This window comes from Aquabacterium lacunae (assembly GCF_004310865.1).
GTDB lineage: Bacteria > Pseudomonadota > Gammaproteobacteria > Burkholderiales > Burkholderiaceae_C > Aquabacterium > Aquabacterium lacunae.
Map to the genome: position 1 here is coordinate 54726 of NZ_SIXI01000007.1, position 17460 is coordinate 72185.

Genomic DNA, 17460 nt, shown 5'->3' on the forward strand with positions numbered 1-17460 from the left:
CGGCTGAATTTCAGGCCCGGCGGCGGCTGGCCACGCCCAGCCCGGCCAGCGTCAAGCCCACCAGGGCCAGTGCCGAGGGCTCGGGCACCTGCTGCGGGGCGGCCACCAGGGTCTGGAACACCAGGTCGGCATTGGTCACGCCCGCCTTGTAGGTGATGGGCATGTGGTAGCCCTGCCCCATGAACACGCCCGCCGCGTAAGCATCGGTGTTTTGGATGGCGCTGTAATTACAAGCCCACATGCTGCCGCCACACACCAGGTTTTCCAACGAGAAGGTGTACACACTGCCAGCGGTCTGCGCCACGCTCAGGCTGGTGGTCAGGGCCTGCAGCCCGTTGTTGCCTGCCAGGTTGCTCAAGGTGTAGCTGCCCAGCAGCGTGCCGGTCACGCCAGTGCCAGCGTAGATCTTCAGGTCGGCGCTGGCAATGGTGCCGCCCCAAGCCATGCCCACCCCAGCCAGGTTGCCCGTGATGCCCGCGGTGTACGACTGCCAGACGCTGACTGGGCGGTCCCAGTTGTACAGGTTGCCGAACAAGCCATAGTTGACGTTGGACGCGGTCTGCGACTGGTCCACCACGATGGGGGCGGCCAGGGTGGCCTGCGACAAGGCCGCCAGGGCGAGGGCCACAACGGCGGGCTTGAATGAGCGGCGGGTGGTCATGACGGTACTGCTTTCGATGCACACCCAAACGTCTGGGCAGGCTCAAACCAGCAATGTTCGGGCCACGCACCCTCAATGCCCAAAAATCAATGACTTGCGAAAGGTTGTTGAGCCCCCGCCGCAAAAAGTGTCAAATTCTTCGACACCTCAATCTTGCCCAAACAAATCGCGGCTGTACACCTTGTCGGCCGCATCGGCCAGTTCGGGGCTCATGCGGTTGGCCACGATCACGTCGCAGCGCTGCTTGAACTCGGCCAGGTCACGCACCACTTCGGAATTGAAGAAACGGCTTTCTTCCAGCACCGGCTCGTACAGCACCACCTCCACGCCCTTGGCCTTGATGCGCTTCATCACGCCCTGGATCGAGCTGGCGCGGAAGTTGTCGCTGCCTGCCTTCATGATCAGGCGGTAAATGCCCACCACCTTGGGCTTGCGCTCCAGGATGGAATCGGCCACGAAATCTTTGCGCGTGGTGTTGCTGGTGACGATGGCGCCGATCAGGTTCTGCGGCACCGCGCTGTAGTTGGCCAACAGCTGCTTGGTGTCTTTGGGCAAGCAGTAGCCGCCATAACCAAAGCTGGGGTTGTTGTAGTGCTGGCCAATGCGGGGGTCCAGGCACACGCCGTCAATGATCTGGCGGGTGTCCATGCCATGCAGCTGGGCATAGGTGTCCAGCTCATTGAAATAAGCCACGCGCATGGCCAGGTAGGTGTTGGCAAACAGCTTGATGGCCTCGGCCTCGTCGCTGCCGGTCAGCAGCACGCGCACGTCTTGCTTCAGGGCCGCCTGCTTCAGCAAGGCCGCAAAGCGCTCGGCACGGGGCGACTGCTCGCCCACCACAATGCGGCTGGGGTGCAGGTTGTCGTACAGCGCACGCCCCTCACGCAGAAACTCGGGGGAGAACATCACGTTGCTGGTGCGCAAGCGCTCGCTCACATCTTTGGTGTAGCCCACCGGAATGGTCGACTTGATGACCATGACCGCGTCAGGCGCCAGCGACAGCGTTTGCGCAATGACCGACTCCACGCTGCGCGTGTTGAAGCGGTTGGTTTCAGAGTCGTAATCGGTGGGCGTGGCAATGACCACGAACTCGGCACCCTCCAGGGCCTCGGCCGCGCTGGTGGTGGCGCGCAGGTTCAGGGGCTCAGATTGCAGGTAACGCGTGATGTCTGCGTCTTCAATGGGTGACACCTTGTCATTGACCTTGGCCACCCGGTCGGCCGACAGGTCAACGGCCACCACCTGGTTGTGGCGGGCCAGCAGCACGGCCATGGACATGCCGACGTAGCCGAGGCCAAACACGGCGATCTTAACTTCACCCGAAGATACATTCATATCAGCACCACTGAATCAAAAGGATTACAAAAAGAACGCGAGAAATGAAAAATAGTAATCAATAATTTACCTAAGAAGAACATCCCTAAAGCCAGGAAGCCACTTTGAACTTTTAAAATCAAAAACACCAAAGTCGCTCGCTATTTGCCAATAAAACCAAGGAATCCTGTATTCACGAGCCAAAGCAACAAAAGTGGAAGTATATTCAATCCGAGACTTATGATCAGCAATATTAATAGAACCAAATTCACCAACAAAAACGGGGCGCCCGTATGTTTTAGACCATCGACTGATCCGAAAAATTCTATTTCGAATCAAAGCTATTTGCGCATAGTCACAACAAGACACACCAACAGGCCTGGTAGGCTTTACCCAAGAGGCGCCTTGGTGAGTAAACAGGAAAGGATCATATACATGCACAGTATAAATGACATTGACATCATCGACGGGATTGCTTGCTTCAAGGCCAGCAATGGAAGACCAATCGTCTGCACCAAAAATTACGATCCGTCGCGGGTCAATTAAGCGAATTCTCTTCAAGCCTCTGTCAAAAAGATTGCGCCATGTCGAACCCGACAGGCGACCATGAGGTTCGTTATAAACCTCAAACACCAATTTTTTCCCGTACCCCTTGTAACGTTCAGCCAATTGGGACCATATATTAACAAAACGCTCCTCCAAAACAAGCTCATCAACCTCAGATTCACCAAAGTTAAGCTTGCCACCTGTAATCTGCCTGTAATGAAAGAAGGAAAGTATGACCGTCTTGTTCTTACTCAGCAACCTATTTACAACAAGATCCAAACGCTCCATAAAGAGAGGATCTAGCTTTGCTGTTGCGTCGACTGATGCAAAAGAACCGAACTTTACTGGAATACGAACTGAATCAAAATCAAGTATCGCATTTTCCAACTCTGGAGAATACTTAACACCTAACTCACCGTACACGGACCGATCGAACACAGCACCGAGGTTTACACCTCGTCCTAGGTTGTTATAAACAGAACAAGCCGAATCCGAAACCTTCAAACAAGACGGATCAGCCGCATTTGAAGAAAAACAGAGAAGAGCGAAGAAAATTAAAATTAAATTCCTCACGTTTTAACCAATTCAGAAAGATTTTTACAAATCAAGGGGCGAACAGCGTCAAGTGAGTAATGATTTAACCAATGCTCATAGCCAAGATTCCCAATAATTTGCCTCTTATTGGAATCTGACAAATCGATAAGTGAAACAGACAGAAGATCGGGCCGACCTGGAGGAACCAAGAGACCCGCACCGCCGTCAAGTAAGAGCTCAGGAATTCCACCAACGGTTGTGGAAATGACTGGAACCTTATATGACATTGCCTCAAGTAAGCTTACCGGCAGCCCTTCATTATGGGATGGCAAAACAAATATATCGGCCGATTTCAGCAATGCCTCCTTTTTTGTGCCGTCGACCCAACCAAGAAAATTAAACGACTGAGAAACACCACAGTCCTTCGCAAAAGCTATTGCACGCTCGATATCACCATTGCCCCCAACAAAAAACTTAAAATGCTCTTTGACAGGAAGCTGTTGGGCTGCCTTGATCAAATCAAAAATACCTTTCCTATCACCAACATAACCAAGAAACAGAACATTGATGTGCGATTTCTCTCCGACTACAGAAGAGCAACACGACTTAGAATTAACCACAAAGTTAGGAATCACCCTGACGTCAGCTTTTGGGGAAACCTTTAATACAAACTCCTGCCAAGAATTAGATAGGACCCATACCTGATCGGATAGCCTAAAAACATAGGAAACTAGAGACTTAAAAAGGCAACCCAGCTTAGAATAAAATACCTTAAATTCCGAACCGTGCAGATGAAGCACAACAGGTACACGGAAGCTTTTGCACAAAACAATTAATATCGCTTTTCTCCAAAAACTGCCCCGCATGGCTGAATGTGCATGGAGCAAACTCACACGACGACTAATCAGCAACTTCGTCAACATTAGTAGCACACGAAGGAATACAAATACTCTCTTGTAAACAGAATACTCGCCATGGGTTTCTAGTATCAAATAGTCATGTGGGGCATACAGCCCACAGCTGACGTAACTATCAATAACAGATTTAATTCCGCCACGTGAACTCGTGCCAACAACTACAATCATGAAGAAATTACCTCAAAGTAAGCCTGCTTGCTCACATCTACAGCAGTTGCCCATGACATAGGGCCCCTCGCCAATTCAATAGAAGAGACACTCATTGCTTCATTTAATGAGCGATCCTCCACTAGTTTCTGTATCGCGTCGGCAAGAGCCTCAACATTGCGTGGAGGACAGAGTAGCCCATTAACGCCATGGACGACCATATCAGAGAGGGATCCAACATCCGTTGAAACGATCGGTTTGCCACGGCCCAACGCGTATGCTGCCACACCACTTTGAGTGGCCTCGGTGTATGGCAGTACAACTACATCTGCGAGTTGAAACTCCTGCAGCACTTCACAACTAGAAAGATACCTCTCGTTAATAACGAATGAATTGGGATTATCAATAAACTTAGCACAACGCGCCAAATCTGGACCACGGCCAGCAATTACACCAACTACGTGACAACCTCGATGATTTAGCATTTCAATGGCTTTGATAAAGAAATCAAGCCCTTTATACTCCTGAATTCTACCAAAGAAGAGACAGCGTCCGATTACATTTTTGGCAGTAGATTGAAACGGAATTATTATCCCAAGCGGGCCGTGTGGTGCGCTAAAAATTCTCTTTTTTGATAACAGAGCGACCTTCGAACATAACTCCCTCATCCGTTCACCGTGAACAATAATAGCGCCTGCTCTTAACCTTAAATAGGATCTATACAACCGGTATCTAGAGAAGCGCTGCTTTCTTAGATCTTCCCCCGCATGGGGCTTTGGGTCATGAACTGTCAGAACAATCTTTGACCTCATAAACATAAGAGCCAAAACTAAATAGTCTTTCGGCTCCTCTTGAAGATGAACAACGTCGGGTCGAAAATCTAAATATGCTTTTAAATATAGAAGAGCGTTACTAACAAGACACTTAATCGATCGATTGTGCGGAAAGGATATTACTTTGAGCCGAGGCGGAAGCTTCAGTTCATGTAAGTGGGCAACCTCGTTTCTCAGATTTTCGTCGTTTAAAACCAGGCAGACGTCACAATGTTCTGCTAGCTCAATTGCAAAGCTAAGAGAATACTCAGCAAAATGCGGCGCAAAGAGCATTACTTTTAACATGGTTAGCTCGACTTTCTTCGTGCGACGAATTCACGGACAAGTTTCGGGGTAAGAAGAAAAAGAAACAATGTCACAAAACCTCGCCGCTGCAAGAAGGCATCTGGTGCATTGCACATTACTTTGACCGCGTCAAGACGTCGACCTAAACATAGCAATCTCCGACCTTGGGAAATAATCTGGTGGTTAATAAATAAACGCGTTGAAACCTTTATTCTCTGAGGGACATTACCTCTATCGTATCTGGCTTTGAGTCGAATCAAATATGGCAATAGATTCGCGTTAACCTTGGCATTCTTTGTAATGCTGTCATGTCCATCGGTTCTATATGCCATCAGTTTGGTAGGGGTAAAAACCAAACTCGATATTTCACCGAGTCGCAACCAAAGATCCATATCCTCGCCGACACTCTCGCCCGGAGGAAAGTGATATTGAAGAGAAGCCAATACTGACCGCCTCACGCCAACGCAACTTGTAAGAAATCCGCCGTCGACGATCCAGAACTTTGGGAGGTCGGACACAAGAAAGGACTGTTTTTCCTCTATTACATCCCAATCTGGCAATGGAAAAAACTTGGTATCAACTGAAAAATAGCCCGTTGCGGCCCAAGAAGCACTGGGATGTCGATGAAAGGCATCAAGCTGTAGTTCTAAGTATCTTGAGTGCCAACAGTCGTCAGAATCCAAAAAGAAAATCAAGTCACCTGAAGATACATTGATGCCAAAATTTCTAGCTACCGAAACACCCGAGTTTTCAATTCTGTAATATCTGATTCTTTTATCAGAATACGATTCAACTATTTTACCTGTGCCATCAGTGGAGCCATCATCAATAACTAAAAGCTCAAAATCGCTGAAAGTTTGCGTAAGCACGGAATCAATAGAACTTCCAATACAAGCCTGCCGGTTGTACGCAGGCATCACGATTGATATCATTTGAGATCTGCCTCAACCTTAAATATAGACCACCGAAGGAATAATAAGAATGAAACGAAAGGGATGACCGACGCACCATGTCGAGCTATATTGAACGGAACTTCGCTAATTGAGAGGCTCACAAGTAAGGTAAGCAAAAAATAGCCGAGGGGGGCGAGCGGCAAAACAGACCATGTAATTCTCGCTAGCACAAATAAATGAAGCAAAAATCCAGCCATTCCTACAAGCCCACTTCTAGCTAGTACATCGATCAATTGGTTGTGGCCATGAGTTGCATGCGGCAACCCTATAACTAATCTATGATCAATTTCGAAGACGCCCAGTCCGTATCCAAACAATGGGCTAAGACTCCATTCATCGAGTGCCACCTTCCAAATCAGATCACGGCCGGTTAGAGATGACAGATTTCCGGCCACATCTGATATAAGAAACTTCTGAAGGATGGAGGATGTATCTAAAAAAATAGCAATTAATCCAGCCGAAAGTACGGAGGTAACCAGAAGAGCCAAGTCTCTATTCAAAACAAATTTTCGGTTTAATGACCCACCGAACAACGCCTGTCGAATATTTGGAGCCAAAGTAGCCGTGAGGTAATAAGAACAGAAAGAAACTAATGAGCAAATCCAGATAACCTTTGACTGCGACCAGAATATAATAAGTACGGACACGAAAACGGCTATGATATTTACGCCTGTTTTTCTATAGGGCATCCCAATGGCAAAGGCTAGTAAAACGTATGCAAAAGCACCCATTGAAATTGCATGCTGAGATAAACCGGCGAATCGCGGCAGACTTGGTATTAGTCCCTGAGAATATTCAAGATCCAGCGCCATGGATGGCTTTATCGCTGCAATAACAAGACTAAAAACGCAAAAAACAAACAAAGCATCGCGAATCAACAACAGCGACTTTTTTGTACCGGCCTCATCTTGCAGCAACAATGCGGTACCGAGTATTGCCAGGTAGAAATACTCATGGGATGGATCTGGATGAGATGAAAAAAGCATGGGTATGAATACTGCTCCGACCCAATATGCTAAAAATGATCCAATTAATAACTTTCCTCCCTTGTCAATTCTAGTTTCCTCAAAAAGACTCCTGCAGATAGATGACAAGCCGACGACTAGGATGAATAGAGAAACAATGCGTGTTGCATTTGAAGCGACAATGCCTTTAACCTGGCCTGTAGTAAGCAATTGACGCGCCTCAGCAAGATCCCTATTGGACGAAAGAACGCTTATAGCAAGAGCAGCGATGATCAGGGGCAATGCATATCGAATCGGCAACGACAAACCATGTGATTCAAATCTAGAAGCCGACAACGCAGCAATAATCAAACCAAATGCCAATATGGCGCCAATTGACCCGTAAAGTAGAATCGGATAGATTTCCATTATCTTCACCGGGCAAGCCACTTATTAATTAGCCAGGTATTTTTCAAACCTGACGGAAGAATAGATGAAATGAATTTCCAAGAGGCTTGTGGCAAAAGAGCGGGAAATAACCAAGACACAATGAAGATTGCTGTCATAACACCAACGACTTTCGCCATCAACAATAACCAAGTAGGCTTTATAGCCAAAAGTTCAATACAATTCGACAGGAAATAGACGAATAAACCGAGCGCTATGCCCACAGCTGTTACTGTTAGCATTTTTCCCAAATTTGACCCGAGTTGAATTGATGCTGTAGTTCCAAGGACTAAAGCCCGTAAACAACATACTGCCAAAAATGCCCATGCAAGCGAGCTAGCACCGAACGAACTTGCAATGTAGAAAAGCGGTAATGCAATAAGTACCAACGGGATTTGAACTATCGGCTCAAGTCTATTTTTCCCGATATTCCAAAGAATAGGCGTGGATATAGCCCAAAGTGCATATACTGGAGGAAACAAAAGAAGCACCTCCAACAATGGCTCAGCAATCCTCCATCTGGATCCATATAGTAGCTCTATAATTTCGCTTGCGCAGCTTGATAAAAAAGCAAAACAAGGCAACAAAACTGTTGCGCAAACAGACCATGCCTCGGTGTAAGAGCGCCGCAGATCAGCCTTAAGGCTATGCTTAGCCCCAGATGACAACAACGTGGGTTGCAGCACGCTTGTTAACATGCCAGCAGGAGTGTTAGACAAATTAAATGCTACGGTGTAAGCAGCAACAACGGAAGTTGACTGAACTTTCGCTATTAGCAGACGATCAAAGTTGAACAATGTCCAATTTACGATATTTGCTGCGAATACACTCATTGCAGATTTGACGAAAAAACTGGCTCCGTCCAAATTTAGATTAATACGGAACGAGACGGGGCTTTGAATCTGAATTCTATAAAGCCTCCAAATGGATTGAGCTATCCAAGATACAACTAAAGCAAGGAAACTCTTTGTCAGGGCGGCTAATGGCACGCCGATCAAGACATATCCAACAAAATAGCTCTCGGCTTGGATCCGGGTCGCCAGACCAACCTGTAGCTTTCGAACTAGCATGCTGTGCCCGACCACCGATGCAGCACAAATAGGAACCGATATGGCTAGCAACTGAATCGCAAGTGTTGCCCCTGGTTTGTCGTAGAAAGCAGAAAGATTTTCTGCATAATAGGCAAGCAATATTCCGACAAGAAAGCCAATTAAAATCTGTACAGATGAGACAAAGCGTATCTCTTCTTCAGAAATCGAGCTCTTATTGATAATTGTCCAACCGAAGCCCATTTCCGTTACAAATAACGACAAGTTTATTATCACTAACGCAACAGCATACAATCCGAACTCCTCGGGTCCCAGCAAGCGCGCCATTGCAATTTGGCTTCCAATCTGCAGTGCGTATCTTATTGCTGTGAACAAAAATCCAGACTTAAGCGCGGTTTCTGTGCTTGCCATCGAAATTCTACTTTTCTATATGTGCCAGATATGACCTTATGTTATTCAAAAGCTCTTCGTCTGCAAATCGAGAAATTTTCGGCTTCACATTATCAGAAAGCAAAAAGCTTTCAAGCTCATGCTTCAAAGCTTTTTCATCAAAAGCAACGGTAACGCCTTGCCGTCCTACGAATTTTCTTGCTGTCGCTAGCTGATGGTCGTTTCGGTGCTCTCCTCGTTCCGCCAACCTTGGCATCACGAGGATTTGCCGCTCTTCTGAGAGAGCCGTAACAATTGAACCAATTCCAGCATGGGCGACAATGAGCTTAGATCCACGTGTCAAATCTCTTGTTTCTTGAGGAGTTACGAATCGAGCGTATTCGAAATGTCGAGGTTTGTATCGACCAGGCCCAATCTGGCCAAAGATTCGAATATCGCTGTGACCAGAAGCCCACTCATCCATAGCTTTCACAAGCCGGTCAAATCCCAATTGCGTGCCCACAGTTAGAAAAATCATAAAACGCTCCCCCAATAACTTGGGCCGCGTTCATGGGAAAGCTCTTTCCACTGTGTCAACCACACGTCACTAAAAAATCGAGCAACACGGCCCGATGTAGATAGTTCTTCAGAATTAGCTATTGAATCAACCCAGATAGTCTTGGCGCGAAAAATACGTCCATTGATTAAGCCGATCAAGCCTGGCGCTGCGCCTGTTGTGACTACCACGTCTGGCCGAACCTTGTGAAAGAGAATGAATAACTGACAAAAGACCAAGATAAGACGACGCTTCTGGTCTAGGTTTGCATCAGCCACAGTAAAAAAACGACCTGCGGTTACGTCACTTGCGTAACTAGGATTGGTCGATACAAATACAAGTTCATGTGATTCAAAAGCGGGTAGAAGTCTATTTAGCTGTATCCAATGCCCTCCTTGGGAGGCGATCATCAATACTTTCATAGCAAATGCCTTATCTACCTATTCCGAAAAACCGGTTTCTTACTCTCGGTGGCAATACTTTGTAAAGCCCCAAAATAAAATCTAGATGAATTAGATCAGCAGCCCTACCTTGGACGCTGACTATATTTGAGACACGAACCAGCAGTCCGTCTGGCACAAAGCCTGTGTACTTATATTTTGCTCTAATAATTCTTTCTTGATTTTTAGATGAAGCCACCATTTCTCCTATGGTGACCCAGTAAGTAATGGGCTCGACTCTTTCGGACAACCTTGCTGTGAGCTTACGAACTGGAAGCGGTTTACCTTCCAGAATAAGTTCTTCGTACTCAACTTTAGTAACGCTGAAACCTTGGGCGGAATAGCATACTTCCGGATGATGGACAGAAACACTGTCAGTCTGCTTTCTTCCGTAAGCTAGAGTAAGCATTACCACTTCTGAACGCTCGTTCTCGTACGTGAGAGAAAGGTTATCTGTATATATCCTCTTTAATAGAGTCGCTTGATCATCTGGTAAAATAAACGGCTGCTGATTGCTTACTCTTCTCCAAGTACCAAACTCATTAGGTACTGCTTCTTCAAGCTTCAAATCACCAAGCTCATCAGCTAAGAGCTTTGGGTGTGGCAAAAATAATGGTACTGCTGAGGCCGCGGCCAAGGTACCAGTAATTACAAAAGCTCTCCGCTTCATTTTAGAGTTACCTTTTATTTAGTACCGCACCGATAACCTCTGCATTGCTTCGATCCAGAATATCTTTAATTCTCAGAGTTGTTTTTAGCTTCGACTGACCATCACGACAAACAATAACTCCATGAGTGCACAATCCCGCAATAATCTGGCTGTCTGCGCCCTCCGTCATCGCGGGGGTGTCTACTATGACATAGTCAAACTTCATGGAAAGCTCCTCCATCAACAATTTAAAATTGGGTTTTTGGAGTAACTCAACTGGGTTTGGTGGTACGACGCCTACAGGCAATACAAATAGTGATTGAAAGGAAGCTAAAGGGCGGAAAACGGATACATCCGATTTGAACGAAGCTAGCGTTGTGCTTAGCCCGTGAGTAACCTGAACATCAAAGACTTCGCCAATACTCGGTGCTCGCAAATTGCAATCTAAAACCGCAACTTTAAGATCAAGTTGAGCAATGGAAAGCGCTAGATTTGATGCGGTGTATGTCTTCCCGTCGCCGCGATTATTACTGAAAATACCAATTCGTGGTTTTATCGATTTATCCCCTACCGTCTTTTGTATGACTTGTGTGCGCAGATCCCGAAACGACTCTGATTCTTCACAGAAGGGATTTGATGCAACAACCAGTGACTTGTTAACTCCTTCTGATTGTTGCGTGTAAGGGTAATCAAACTGCTGAGATAAGGCCCAAAGTACATCCTCTTTTTTTGCATATCCAAGTGCGACAGCAGCTTCGCCAAATTTAACGTTTTGAGTCTGCTGATAGTCGATGATTTGCCTAATATCGTTATCCTGAAGATCTTTTAAATCGGCAATGATTCCACCTATGGTTTTCCCGCTCATGACTATTTAGTCCTTATTACTCAAACCAAGAAGCATGACTTTGGCTCTACCCAACGCACCGACAGGGCGTTCTCGGTCAAGTTCGCTGACCGCCAAAGACCTTTGATTAGCAATTCCTATCGTTGTCAAAAGAGACAAGCCTACAACATTTAGATCTTCTTCTGAACGAACCCTCCGATCGTTCGCTTCAGCTAGAACAATTACAGCAGCTGACGCAAAAACCGCCAGGAAGGCCCCCACCAACGCATTCAAAACTGGATTGGGGAAAGACGGCTCCGGTGACGGGCTAGCTTTTCTAAGCACTGAAATATTCGTCTGATTGATTTTTGATTCCACATCTGTGATTGATTGCCTAGCTAAAAGGCTATCGTACGCACGTTGAGCACTTTCTACATCACGCTCTAGTAATGCGGCCTGATCCTTTACCTGCTTCAACTCGGCCAATTTGTTCTTTTGTAGCTCGATGGACTCACGCAGTGTAGCTTCGCGCTGATTGCTAATTGCGCTATTGACAGCCAGACTACCAGCCACTCTGCGAACCTCAGAGCTCAATCGATCTCTCAGTTCTTTAATGCTCTCTTGTGAAGTTTTAACCTGTGGATGCTCTGGTCCCAATGTAGTCGCTAGCTCTTTAAGCTTCGACTCCTGCCGTGAAAGTTCCGTTTTCAAACTTGCAACCACTGCATTACCAAGCACCTCAGGGGAGTTTTCGTTCCCCTGATCTTTTCTGCTCTTTGCGTCCGCAGATAGCGCTTGAACTTGTACAAGCTGGCCGTTGAGCTCTGAAAGCCTGTTTACCTCAATGTCAATTCTTTCTGCTGTGCCAACAATTCCGTTTTTCTGCTGAAAACTACTCAGTTCATTCTGCGCCTTCTCCAATCGAGCCCTAGCCTGTGCCGCCTGAAGCTCAAACCATTGCCCGTAATTTTTTGCAGGCTCTGTCCTTAATTCAAGCGAGACCTCTACATACGCAGCGAGGAACGCATTGCATAGCGCGGCGGCAAATTGTGGATCGGATGCTGAGTATGAGATATTTAGTACACTTGATTCACGTGAAGGAATAACTTCTAGCTTTCTTTGAAATAGTGTAGTCAGCCAACTCTCGTACGGCACGGCGCCATCAGTTTCAGCTCTCCACTGTTCTTTAAGAGGCTGATATTCATCCAATTTCAAATTGCGCACAGCTTTTATGGCGACACGCTCGCTCTTAATAATATCAACCTGCGTCGCCATGTATGCTGCGCTTAACATCGCGGGCAATATCTGCCCTTGCAGCGGATCGCTATTTTTCAAGTCCACAAGAACCGTTGCAGTTGATGTAAACTTCTTGGGTACAACTATCGTAATAACCCCCACCAGGGTAATTACCAGCAAAAATGTTAGTAAGCCGGGCTTCCATCTTGCTGACAAGATCTTTACTATGTTAGTCAACACTCTTTTCTTCCCTTCAGGGTTGGAACTTTACCAAGGGCATAGTCAACTGCTATGGTTAGCACTGTCGCAATCACAAAAAGAAATACGCCAGCAAATGAGTGAACAAATCCCTGGCCTACCTCATCCCCATAATAATAAGTGATCAAAGTCAAGGCCATCACTCTTGTCACATTGGATACAAAAGATATCGGCAATATTGCTATTGCAAGGGCTAAGTTCCTAAATTTATTCTTGTACTGCATTAAGCTAAGATAGAACACCCCTACTGCTTCAAGTGCGAAAACTGAGTTTATTCCTGCACATGCATCTGCTACGAGCAACTTGTAGGGCCCAACTGTCAACGTTACGCCTGCTCGCCCAACAGGATAGCCTGCTTGGTAGAGTATCTCGCTTGAAACAACAGATACTGCAAGCTTGAGAGGTGCGGTTAATGCGTCTATTAATGTCCCTGGAAGGGGCACAACAAAAATCAAGAATAGCAATGGGGCTGCCATTACCTTTACGCCCTGCCACCCCTTGAACAGCAGGATTACTCCTGACAGTATCAAAATCTGAGAGCCAACCTCAATTGATATTACTTCTAAGAAGTCAGCTGATATTTTTAAAATTACGCCCAAGAAAAAGACCAACAAACCCAATGCAGGCTGTTCTTTGCCGGGCGTAATAGCAGAGTAGCGTTCTATACGTTGATATGCGAGCCAAACTGCCAAAAGCAACATTATTGGCCCGTGCCCTTGGCCAACAACGTTCCAAACAGTTGTGTCAAGCTCGTAATAGGTTGGTGCGAAGAACAGTACATAAGTGACTGCAACCAATACCGTCGTTATCGACAGCATCTTTGGCGCAGTTGGTTCACCGGTTGTCGCAGTCATGACGTTTGTCTCCCGTGCGTAGGTCTACATCATGCAAGACAAGTTCCACCCTGGCAGCCCTGGAACCGAGGGTATCCATCAACTTGAGTGTGCGCCACCACACCGCACCCCACTAAGGGGGTGGGTTGTCAGGCGCCTGTCATCAAACAAAGCCCAGGTTGGCGCTGCTGAAGTTGCTGGCGTTGGCAAACACGGCACCGGCATTGCTGGCCTGGAACCACTGGGCCAGGGTGTAGCCGTATTGGTCCAGCGAGGTGCTGGGCAGCAACACGCCGTTGGCCAGCTGGTCAGGGCTGCCGTCAAACTGGTTGTTGTTGGCGTTTTTGGTGGCCAGCACCGGGAAGGTGCCATACAGGCGCCCGCCGCGCACCGCACCGCCCAGCACAAACTGGTGCGAGCCCCAGCCGTGGTCGGTGCCGTCACCGTTGCTGGTGAAGGTGCGCCCAAAGTCTGAGGCCGTGAAGGCGGTCACGTTGTTGCGCACACGCAGGTCTTCCAGGGCGGTGTCGAAATAGGCCAGGGCGTGGTCCAGCCGGGCCATCAGCTCGGCATGGCGCTTGTTTTGCCCGTCGTGCGTGTCAAAACCACCCATTTGCACAAAAAACACCTGGCGGCCCACGCCCAAGGTGCTGCGGGCCGCCACCAGGCGGGCCACGGCCTGCAGCTGGCGGGCCAGGGGGTTCTCGATGGTTTTGCCATCAAGGTCTTGCATTTGCAGGCGGGTGTCAGGGCCCACCCGGGTGTCTGACGTGGGCGTGGCGGCCAGGGCTGCCGAAATGGTGCTTTCAGACACCATGGCGCGCTGCGCCACGCCACCCAGGTCAGCCATCAGCACATGGCTTTGGCGGGCTGTGCCCGTGTTCAAGCCATTGCTGGCAATTTTGCGCAGGGCTGCGGCCACGCCGGTTTGCCCGTACACCCAGTTGGCGTTGCCACCCAGTGCAATGGCCCCGGTGGGCGCCATTTGGAACTGCCGCACCCGGGCGCCGCTGTTGAACACCGCATTGCCCGCCACCGAAATGCTGGCGTACAGGTTGGGCTGCTGGCTGGCGGGCACAAAGCTGTCCAGCAGGCGGCCGCCCCAACCTTGGGTGACCCCTTCGGTGCCCAGGGCCTGCCACATGTTTTGCTGGTCGTTGTGCGAAAACAGCTTGGCCGGCACGGGCAGGCGGTTGGTTTGGTAGTCAGCCTTGGTCAAGGGCTGCAACAGGGGCCCCACATTGGCCACCACGGCCAGGCGCCGCTCGGTGTTGAACAAGCGCTGCAACTGCCCCAGCTTGGGGTGCAGTGCAAAGCTGCGGCCCGCCACCGGCACCGAAGGGCTCAAGGGCAACACGCCGCCCAACCATTCAGGGCTGCCCACGGCCGCACTGGCATTGGGCGCCGTGCCAGCAGGCAGCAGGTTGATGGGCGTGGGCGCCTGGTTGCGCGTGGCCGTGTAAGCGGCCCACGAGGCCGAATCAGTGGCCAGCACGGTGTTGAATGAATCATTGCCACCGGCCAGGAAAATGCACACCAGGGCCTTGTAGTCGGTCGCGGTTTGGGCGGCCGAATGGCCCACAGCCAGCAGCGAGCCCCACGCGGCAGACTGCTGCAAGAAATGACGACGGTTCAGCATGGCAAGGCCCTTTTTCAGCGCTGCACCTGGAACTCAGGCGAAGCCACGGCCAGCAAAAGGGCCGACCACAAGCGGGTTTTGGTTTCGGTATCGGCCGTGCTGGGCGTGGCCTTGAGGCGAATGCCTTCCACCGCGGTTTTGATTTCGGCCTTCAGGTTGGCCGGCATGGCGCCATAAAACAGGCGCTGGTCGATCAGGGCCAGCAGCTGGGAGGCATCAGCCTTGTTGGCGGCCAACAGCCAGGGGCTTTGCGCATCCAGCGCGTAGCTGGGCTGCACGTCGCGGCGCGATGCAGCCCAGTTGTAGCCCGACCGGCCGGCGCCGTAACGCACCACGTCCATCATGTAATTGACATAGCCCGCCGCACTGGTTTCGTTGGCCAGTTGCAGCTCAGGCGCCACCAGGCCCACCTTGGCCGCCTCACCGCCGGCGTGCATGTAACCCGGGCGGTAGAAGTTGAACACCGACAGGGCACGCAAGGGCGACTGCCCCAGGGCACTGCCAGCGTTGTCGGTGTGGTCGATCAAAAAGCGACCGGTGTCTGAGCTGGTGCCCACCGCGCGCAAAAAGGCGCTGAGCTTGAGCACCGGCTCACGGGCCTTGCCGAAGTAGGGGTCGTCTTCCAGCACGGCCAGGTCACGGGCTTCGGGGTCAAGCAGCACGGCGCGCACCATGGCGCCCAGGTTGCGGCCCGAGGCCTCAAAGGCCTGCGTGACACGCAGCACATACGCCTCAGAAGGGTTGCTGGTGACCAGCCGCTGGATCAGCTGTTTGCCAATGAAAGGGCCCACATTGGGGTGCACCGTGGCCAGCTGGTTCAGGGCTGCAGCCAGGCTGGCTTCGGGGTCGGCCGCGGTTTGGGCCGGCACCGTGACGCCCAGGAAGCTTTTGGCTGCGGTGGAATGGAACTGGGGGTAGGCCACCATGGGGCGGGCCCCGCGGTCGTCGTACTTGTTGCCACTGTGGCTGCCGTACAAGAAGCACGAATCAGAGGGCTTGTTGGGGCAGTCGTAGCTGAGGCCCGTGAACACCTTGGCCAGGCCAGCCACGTCGGCCGAGGTGTAGCTTTCCAGTTCCTGGCCCATGCTGTTTCGCTTGGGTGTGCCGTTGGCGTTGAGCTGGTACAGGCCGATCGAAAACAGCTGCATCACCTCGCGCGCAAAGTTTTCATCAGGCACGCGGCCGGTGGTGGCGTTTTCTTTTTGATTGCGCAGGTGCGACAGGTAGCAGCCCATCACGGGGTGGCGGGCCACGGCCTCCAGCAGGGTGCGGTAGCTGCCAAACGCGTTGGCGGCCAGGGTGTCGTAGTAGTGGGCCAGCCCGCGTGAGTTGTCAGCGCCGCAGCCGTCCATGCTCGACACCACAAAGATCTGGCTCAGTGCAAAGGCCACGCGCTGGCGCAGCTGGTCTTGCCCCTGCAGGGCGTGCCGCCAGAAGCTGTGGTTGAAATCAACCGGCTGCGCGCTTTCGTTGGCGTTGTTGGCCTTGAGCTCAGCGTCACGCGCCAGCCAATAGGCCCGGTGTGTCTGGCTGGGCTGCAAAGCCAGTTGCTGGTTCACCCAAGCTTCGTAACCCATGGAGCGCAGCTCGGCCACCGTGGCCGGCGTGGGGCCAAAAGTGGCCTGGGTCAGGAAGCGAGCGGCCTCAGGGTCGGTGCTGGGGCCCACGCGCACCTGGCGCGCCTCGATGGTGGCCAGGCTGCCAGGCTGTGGCACCACCGTGGTGGGGGCCTTGGGAGGGGCCGCGGCCTGGTCACCAGCGCCACCGCCGCAACCCACCAGGCTCAGCATGGCGGCGGTGCCCAGGCTCAAGGCCAGGGCCGAAGGCAGTCGAATCAAGGCGCGCAACATGGCAACAACAGCATCAAAGCAGACAGGGGCCCATGATGGGGCGACAGCAGGCCGAGCGTGGAGTGCGAAATGCCCGCTTCACACCTGCCGACACAGTTTCAGGGCGCCTGCTTACACAGCTTGCAACCCGTAACAAGGGGGTGCGCAGCGTGATGTTTGTCACAGCGCACAAGCTCG

16 protein-coding genes are annotated in these 17460 nt (G+C 50.4%); all 16 read right to left on the reverse strand.

Annotation, left to right across the window (positions count from 1 at the left end; all coding sequences use genetic code 11):
* Positions 1 to 10: 10 nt before the first annotated feature.
* Positions 11 to 661 (reverse strand): PEP-CTERM sorting domain-containing protein, encoded by a 651-nt coding sequence (locus EYS42_RS17185; protein ID WP_207301170.1) that lies wholly within the window; start codon positions 659 to 661, stop codon positions 11 to 13.
* A gap of 147 nt (positions 662 to 808) precedes the next feature.
* Positions 809 to 1996 carry a nucleotide sugar dehydrogenase gene (locus tag EYS42_RS14970; protein WP_130969004.1) on the reverse strand — a complete coding sequence of 396 codons (1188 nt, stop codon included), beginning with the start codon at positions 1994 to 1996 and terminating at the stop codon, positions 809 to 811.
* Positions 1997 to 2062: 66 nt separating this feature from the next.
* The gene (locus EYS42_RS14975) at positions 2063 to 2944 is read right to left on the reverse strand and encodes a glycoside hydrolase family 5 protein (protein WP_165456810.1); all 882 of its coding nucleotides are present in this window, start codon (positions 2942 to 2944) and stop codon (positions 2063 to 2065) included.
* A gap of 146 nt (positions 2945 to 3090) precedes the next feature.
* Positions 3091 to 4140, reverse strand: coding sequence for a glycosyltransferase family 4 protein (locus tag EYS42_RS14980; RefSeq protein ID WP_130969006.1), 1050 nt, complete (start codon positions 4138 to 4140; stop codon positions 3091 to 3093).
* Positions 4137 to 5237 carry a glycosyltransferase family 4 protein gene (locus tag EYS42_RS14985; protein ID WP_130969007.1) on the reverse strand — a complete coding sequence of 367 codons (1101 nt, stop codon included), beginning with the start codon at positions 5235 to 5237 and terminating at the stop codon, positions 4137 to 4139. Before EYS42_RS14985 ends, EYS42_RS14980 begins: the two co-directional genes overlap by 4 nt.
* 2 nt (positions 5238 to 5239) lie before the next feature.
* Positions 5240 to 6154 (reverse strand): glycosyltransferase family 2 protein, encoded by a 915-nt coding sequence (locus EYS42_RS14990; protein ID WP_165456811.1) that lies wholly within the window; start codon positions 6152 to 6154, stop codon positions 5240 to 5242.
* Positions 6155 to 6165: 11 nt separating this feature from the next.
* The gene (locus EYS42_RS14995; RefSeq protein WP_130969009.1) at positions 6166 to 7563 is read right to left on the reverse strand and encodes an O-antigen ligase family protein; all 1398 of its coding nucleotides are present in this window, start codon (positions 7561 to 7563) and stop codon (positions 6166 to 6168) included.
* 5 nt (positions 7564 to 7568) lie between these two features.
* On the reverse strand, positions 7569 to 9041 hold the full coding sequence (locus EYS42_RS15000) for an oligosaccharide flippase family protein (protein WP_130969010.1): 1473 nt from the start codon (positions 9039 to 9041) through the stop codon (positions 7569 to 7571).
* Between the two features lie 7 nt (positions 9042 to 9048).
* On the reverse strand, positions 9049 to 9537 hold the full coding sequence (locus EYS42_RS15005) for a glycosyltransferase (protein WP_130969011.1): 489 nt from the start codon (positions 9535 to 9537) through the stop codon (positions 9049 to 9051).
* On the reverse strand, positions 9534 to 9977 hold the full coding sequence (locus EYS42_RS15010; protein WP_130969012.1) for a glycosyltransferase family protein: 444 nt from the start codon (positions 9975 to 9977) through the stop codon (positions 9534 to 9536). Before EYS42_RS15010 ends, EYS42_RS15005 begins: the two co-directional genes overlap by 4 nt.
* A 10-nt stretch (positions 9978 to 9987) precedes the next feature.
* Positions 9988 to 10665 (reverse strand): exosortase C-terminal domain/associated protein EpsI, encoded by a 678-nt coding sequence (locus EYS42_RS15015; RefSeq protein ID WP_130969013.1) that lies wholly within the window; start codon positions 10663 to 10665, stop codon positions 9988 to 9990.
* 7 nt (positions 10666 to 10672) lie between these two features.
* Positions 10673 to 11509 carry a polysaccharide biosynthesis tyrosine autokinase gene (locus EYS42_RS15020; RefSeq protein ID WP_130969014.1) on the reverse strand — a complete coding sequence of 279 codons (837 nt, stop codon included), beginning with the start codon at positions 11507 to 11509 and terminating at the stop codon, positions 10673 to 10675.
* A gap of 6 nt (positions 11510 to 11515) precedes the next feature.
* Positions 11516 to 12943 (reverse strand): chain length determinant protein EpsF, encoded by a 1428-nt coding sequence (gene epsF, locus EYS42_RS15025; protein ID WP_130969015.1) that lies wholly within the window; start codon positions 12941 to 12943, stop codon positions 11516 to 11518.
* A complete protein-coding gene (gene xrtB, locus EYS42_RS15030; RefSeq protein WP_130969016.1) occupies positions 12937 to 13815 on the reverse strand; it encodes an exosortase B in 879 nt (292 codons plus the stop codon). Before xrtB ends, epsF begins: the two co-directional genes overlap by 7 nt.
* Before the next feature lie 142 nt (positions 13816 to 13957).
* Complete coding sequence (locus EYS42_RS15035; RefSeq protein WP_130969017.1) at positions 13958 to 15433, reverse strand: DUF1501 domain-containing protein; 1476 nt, start codon at positions 15431 to 15433, stop codon at positions 13958 to 13960.
* A 14-nt stretch (positions 15434 to 15447) separates the two neighbouring features.
* Entirely contained in the window at positions 15448 to 17283 is a 1836-nt protein-coding gene (locus EYS42_RS15040) for a DUF1800 domain-containing protein (RefSeq protein WP_245503661.1), read from the reverse strand.
* Positions 17284 to 17460: the final 177 nt, after the last annotated feature.

Excerpts from the sequence above, each read along its gene's own strand:
- EYS42_RS17185 (WP_207301170.1), bottom strand. The coding sequence starts at position 661 with ATGACCACCCGCCGCTCATTCAAGCCCGCCGTTGTGGCCCTCGCCCTG.
- EYS42_RS14970 (WP_130969004.1), bottom strand. The coding sequence starts at position 1,996 with ATGAATGTATCTTCGGGTGAAGTTAAGATCGCCGTGTTTGGCCTCGGC.
- EYS42_RS14980 (WP_130969006.1), bottom strand. The coding sequence starts at position 4,140 with ATGATTGTAGTTGTTGGCACGAGTTCACGTGGCGGAATTAAATCTGTT.
- EYS42_RS14985 (WP_130969007.1), bottom strand. The coding sequence starts at position 5,237 with ATGTTAAAAGTAATGCTCTTTGCGCCGCATTTTGCTGAGTATTCTCTT.
- EYS42_RS14990 (WP_165456811.1), bottom strand. The coding sequence starts at position 6,154 with ATGCCTGCGTACAACCGGCAGGCTTGTATTGGAAGTTCTATTGATTCC.
- EYS42_RS14995 (WP_130969009.1), bottom strand. The coding sequence starts at position 7,563 with ATGGAAATCTATCCGATTCTACTTTACGGGTCAATTGGCGCCATATTG.
- EYS42_RS15000 (WP_130969010.1), bottom strand. The coding sequence starts at position 9,041 with ATGGCAAGCACAGAAACCGCGCTTAAGTCTGGATTTTTGTTCACAGCA.
- EYS42_RS15005 (WP_130969011.1), bottom strand. The coding sequence starts at position 9,537 with ATGATTTTTCTAACTGTGGGCACGCAATTGGGATTTGACCGGCTTGTG.
- EYS42_RS15010 (WP_130969012.1), bottom strand. The coding sequence starts at position 9,977 with ATGAAAGTATTGATGATCGCCTCCCAAGGAGGGCATTGGATACAGCTA.
- EYS42_RS15015 (WP_130969013.1), bottom strand. The coding sequence starts at position 10,665 with ATGAAGCGGAGAGCTTTTGTAATTACTGGTACCTTGGCCGCGGCCTCA.
- EYS42_RS15020 (WP_130969014.1), bottom strand. The coding sequence starts at position 11,509 with ATGAGCGGGAAAACCATAGGTGGAATCATTGCCGATTTAAAAGATCTT.
- xrtB (WP_130969016.1), bottom strand. The coding sequence starts at position 13,815 with ATGACTGCGACAACCGGTGAACCAACTGCGCCAAAGATGCTGTCGATA.
- EYS42_RS15035 (WP_130969017.1), bottom strand. The coding sequence starts at position 15,433 with ATGCTGAACCGTCGTCATTTCTTGCAGCAGTCTGCCGCGTGGGGCTCG.
- EYS42_RS15040 (WP_245503661.1), bottom strand. The coding sequence starts at position 17,283 with ATGTTGCGCGCCTTGATTCGACTGCCTTCGGCCCTGGCCTTGAGCCTG.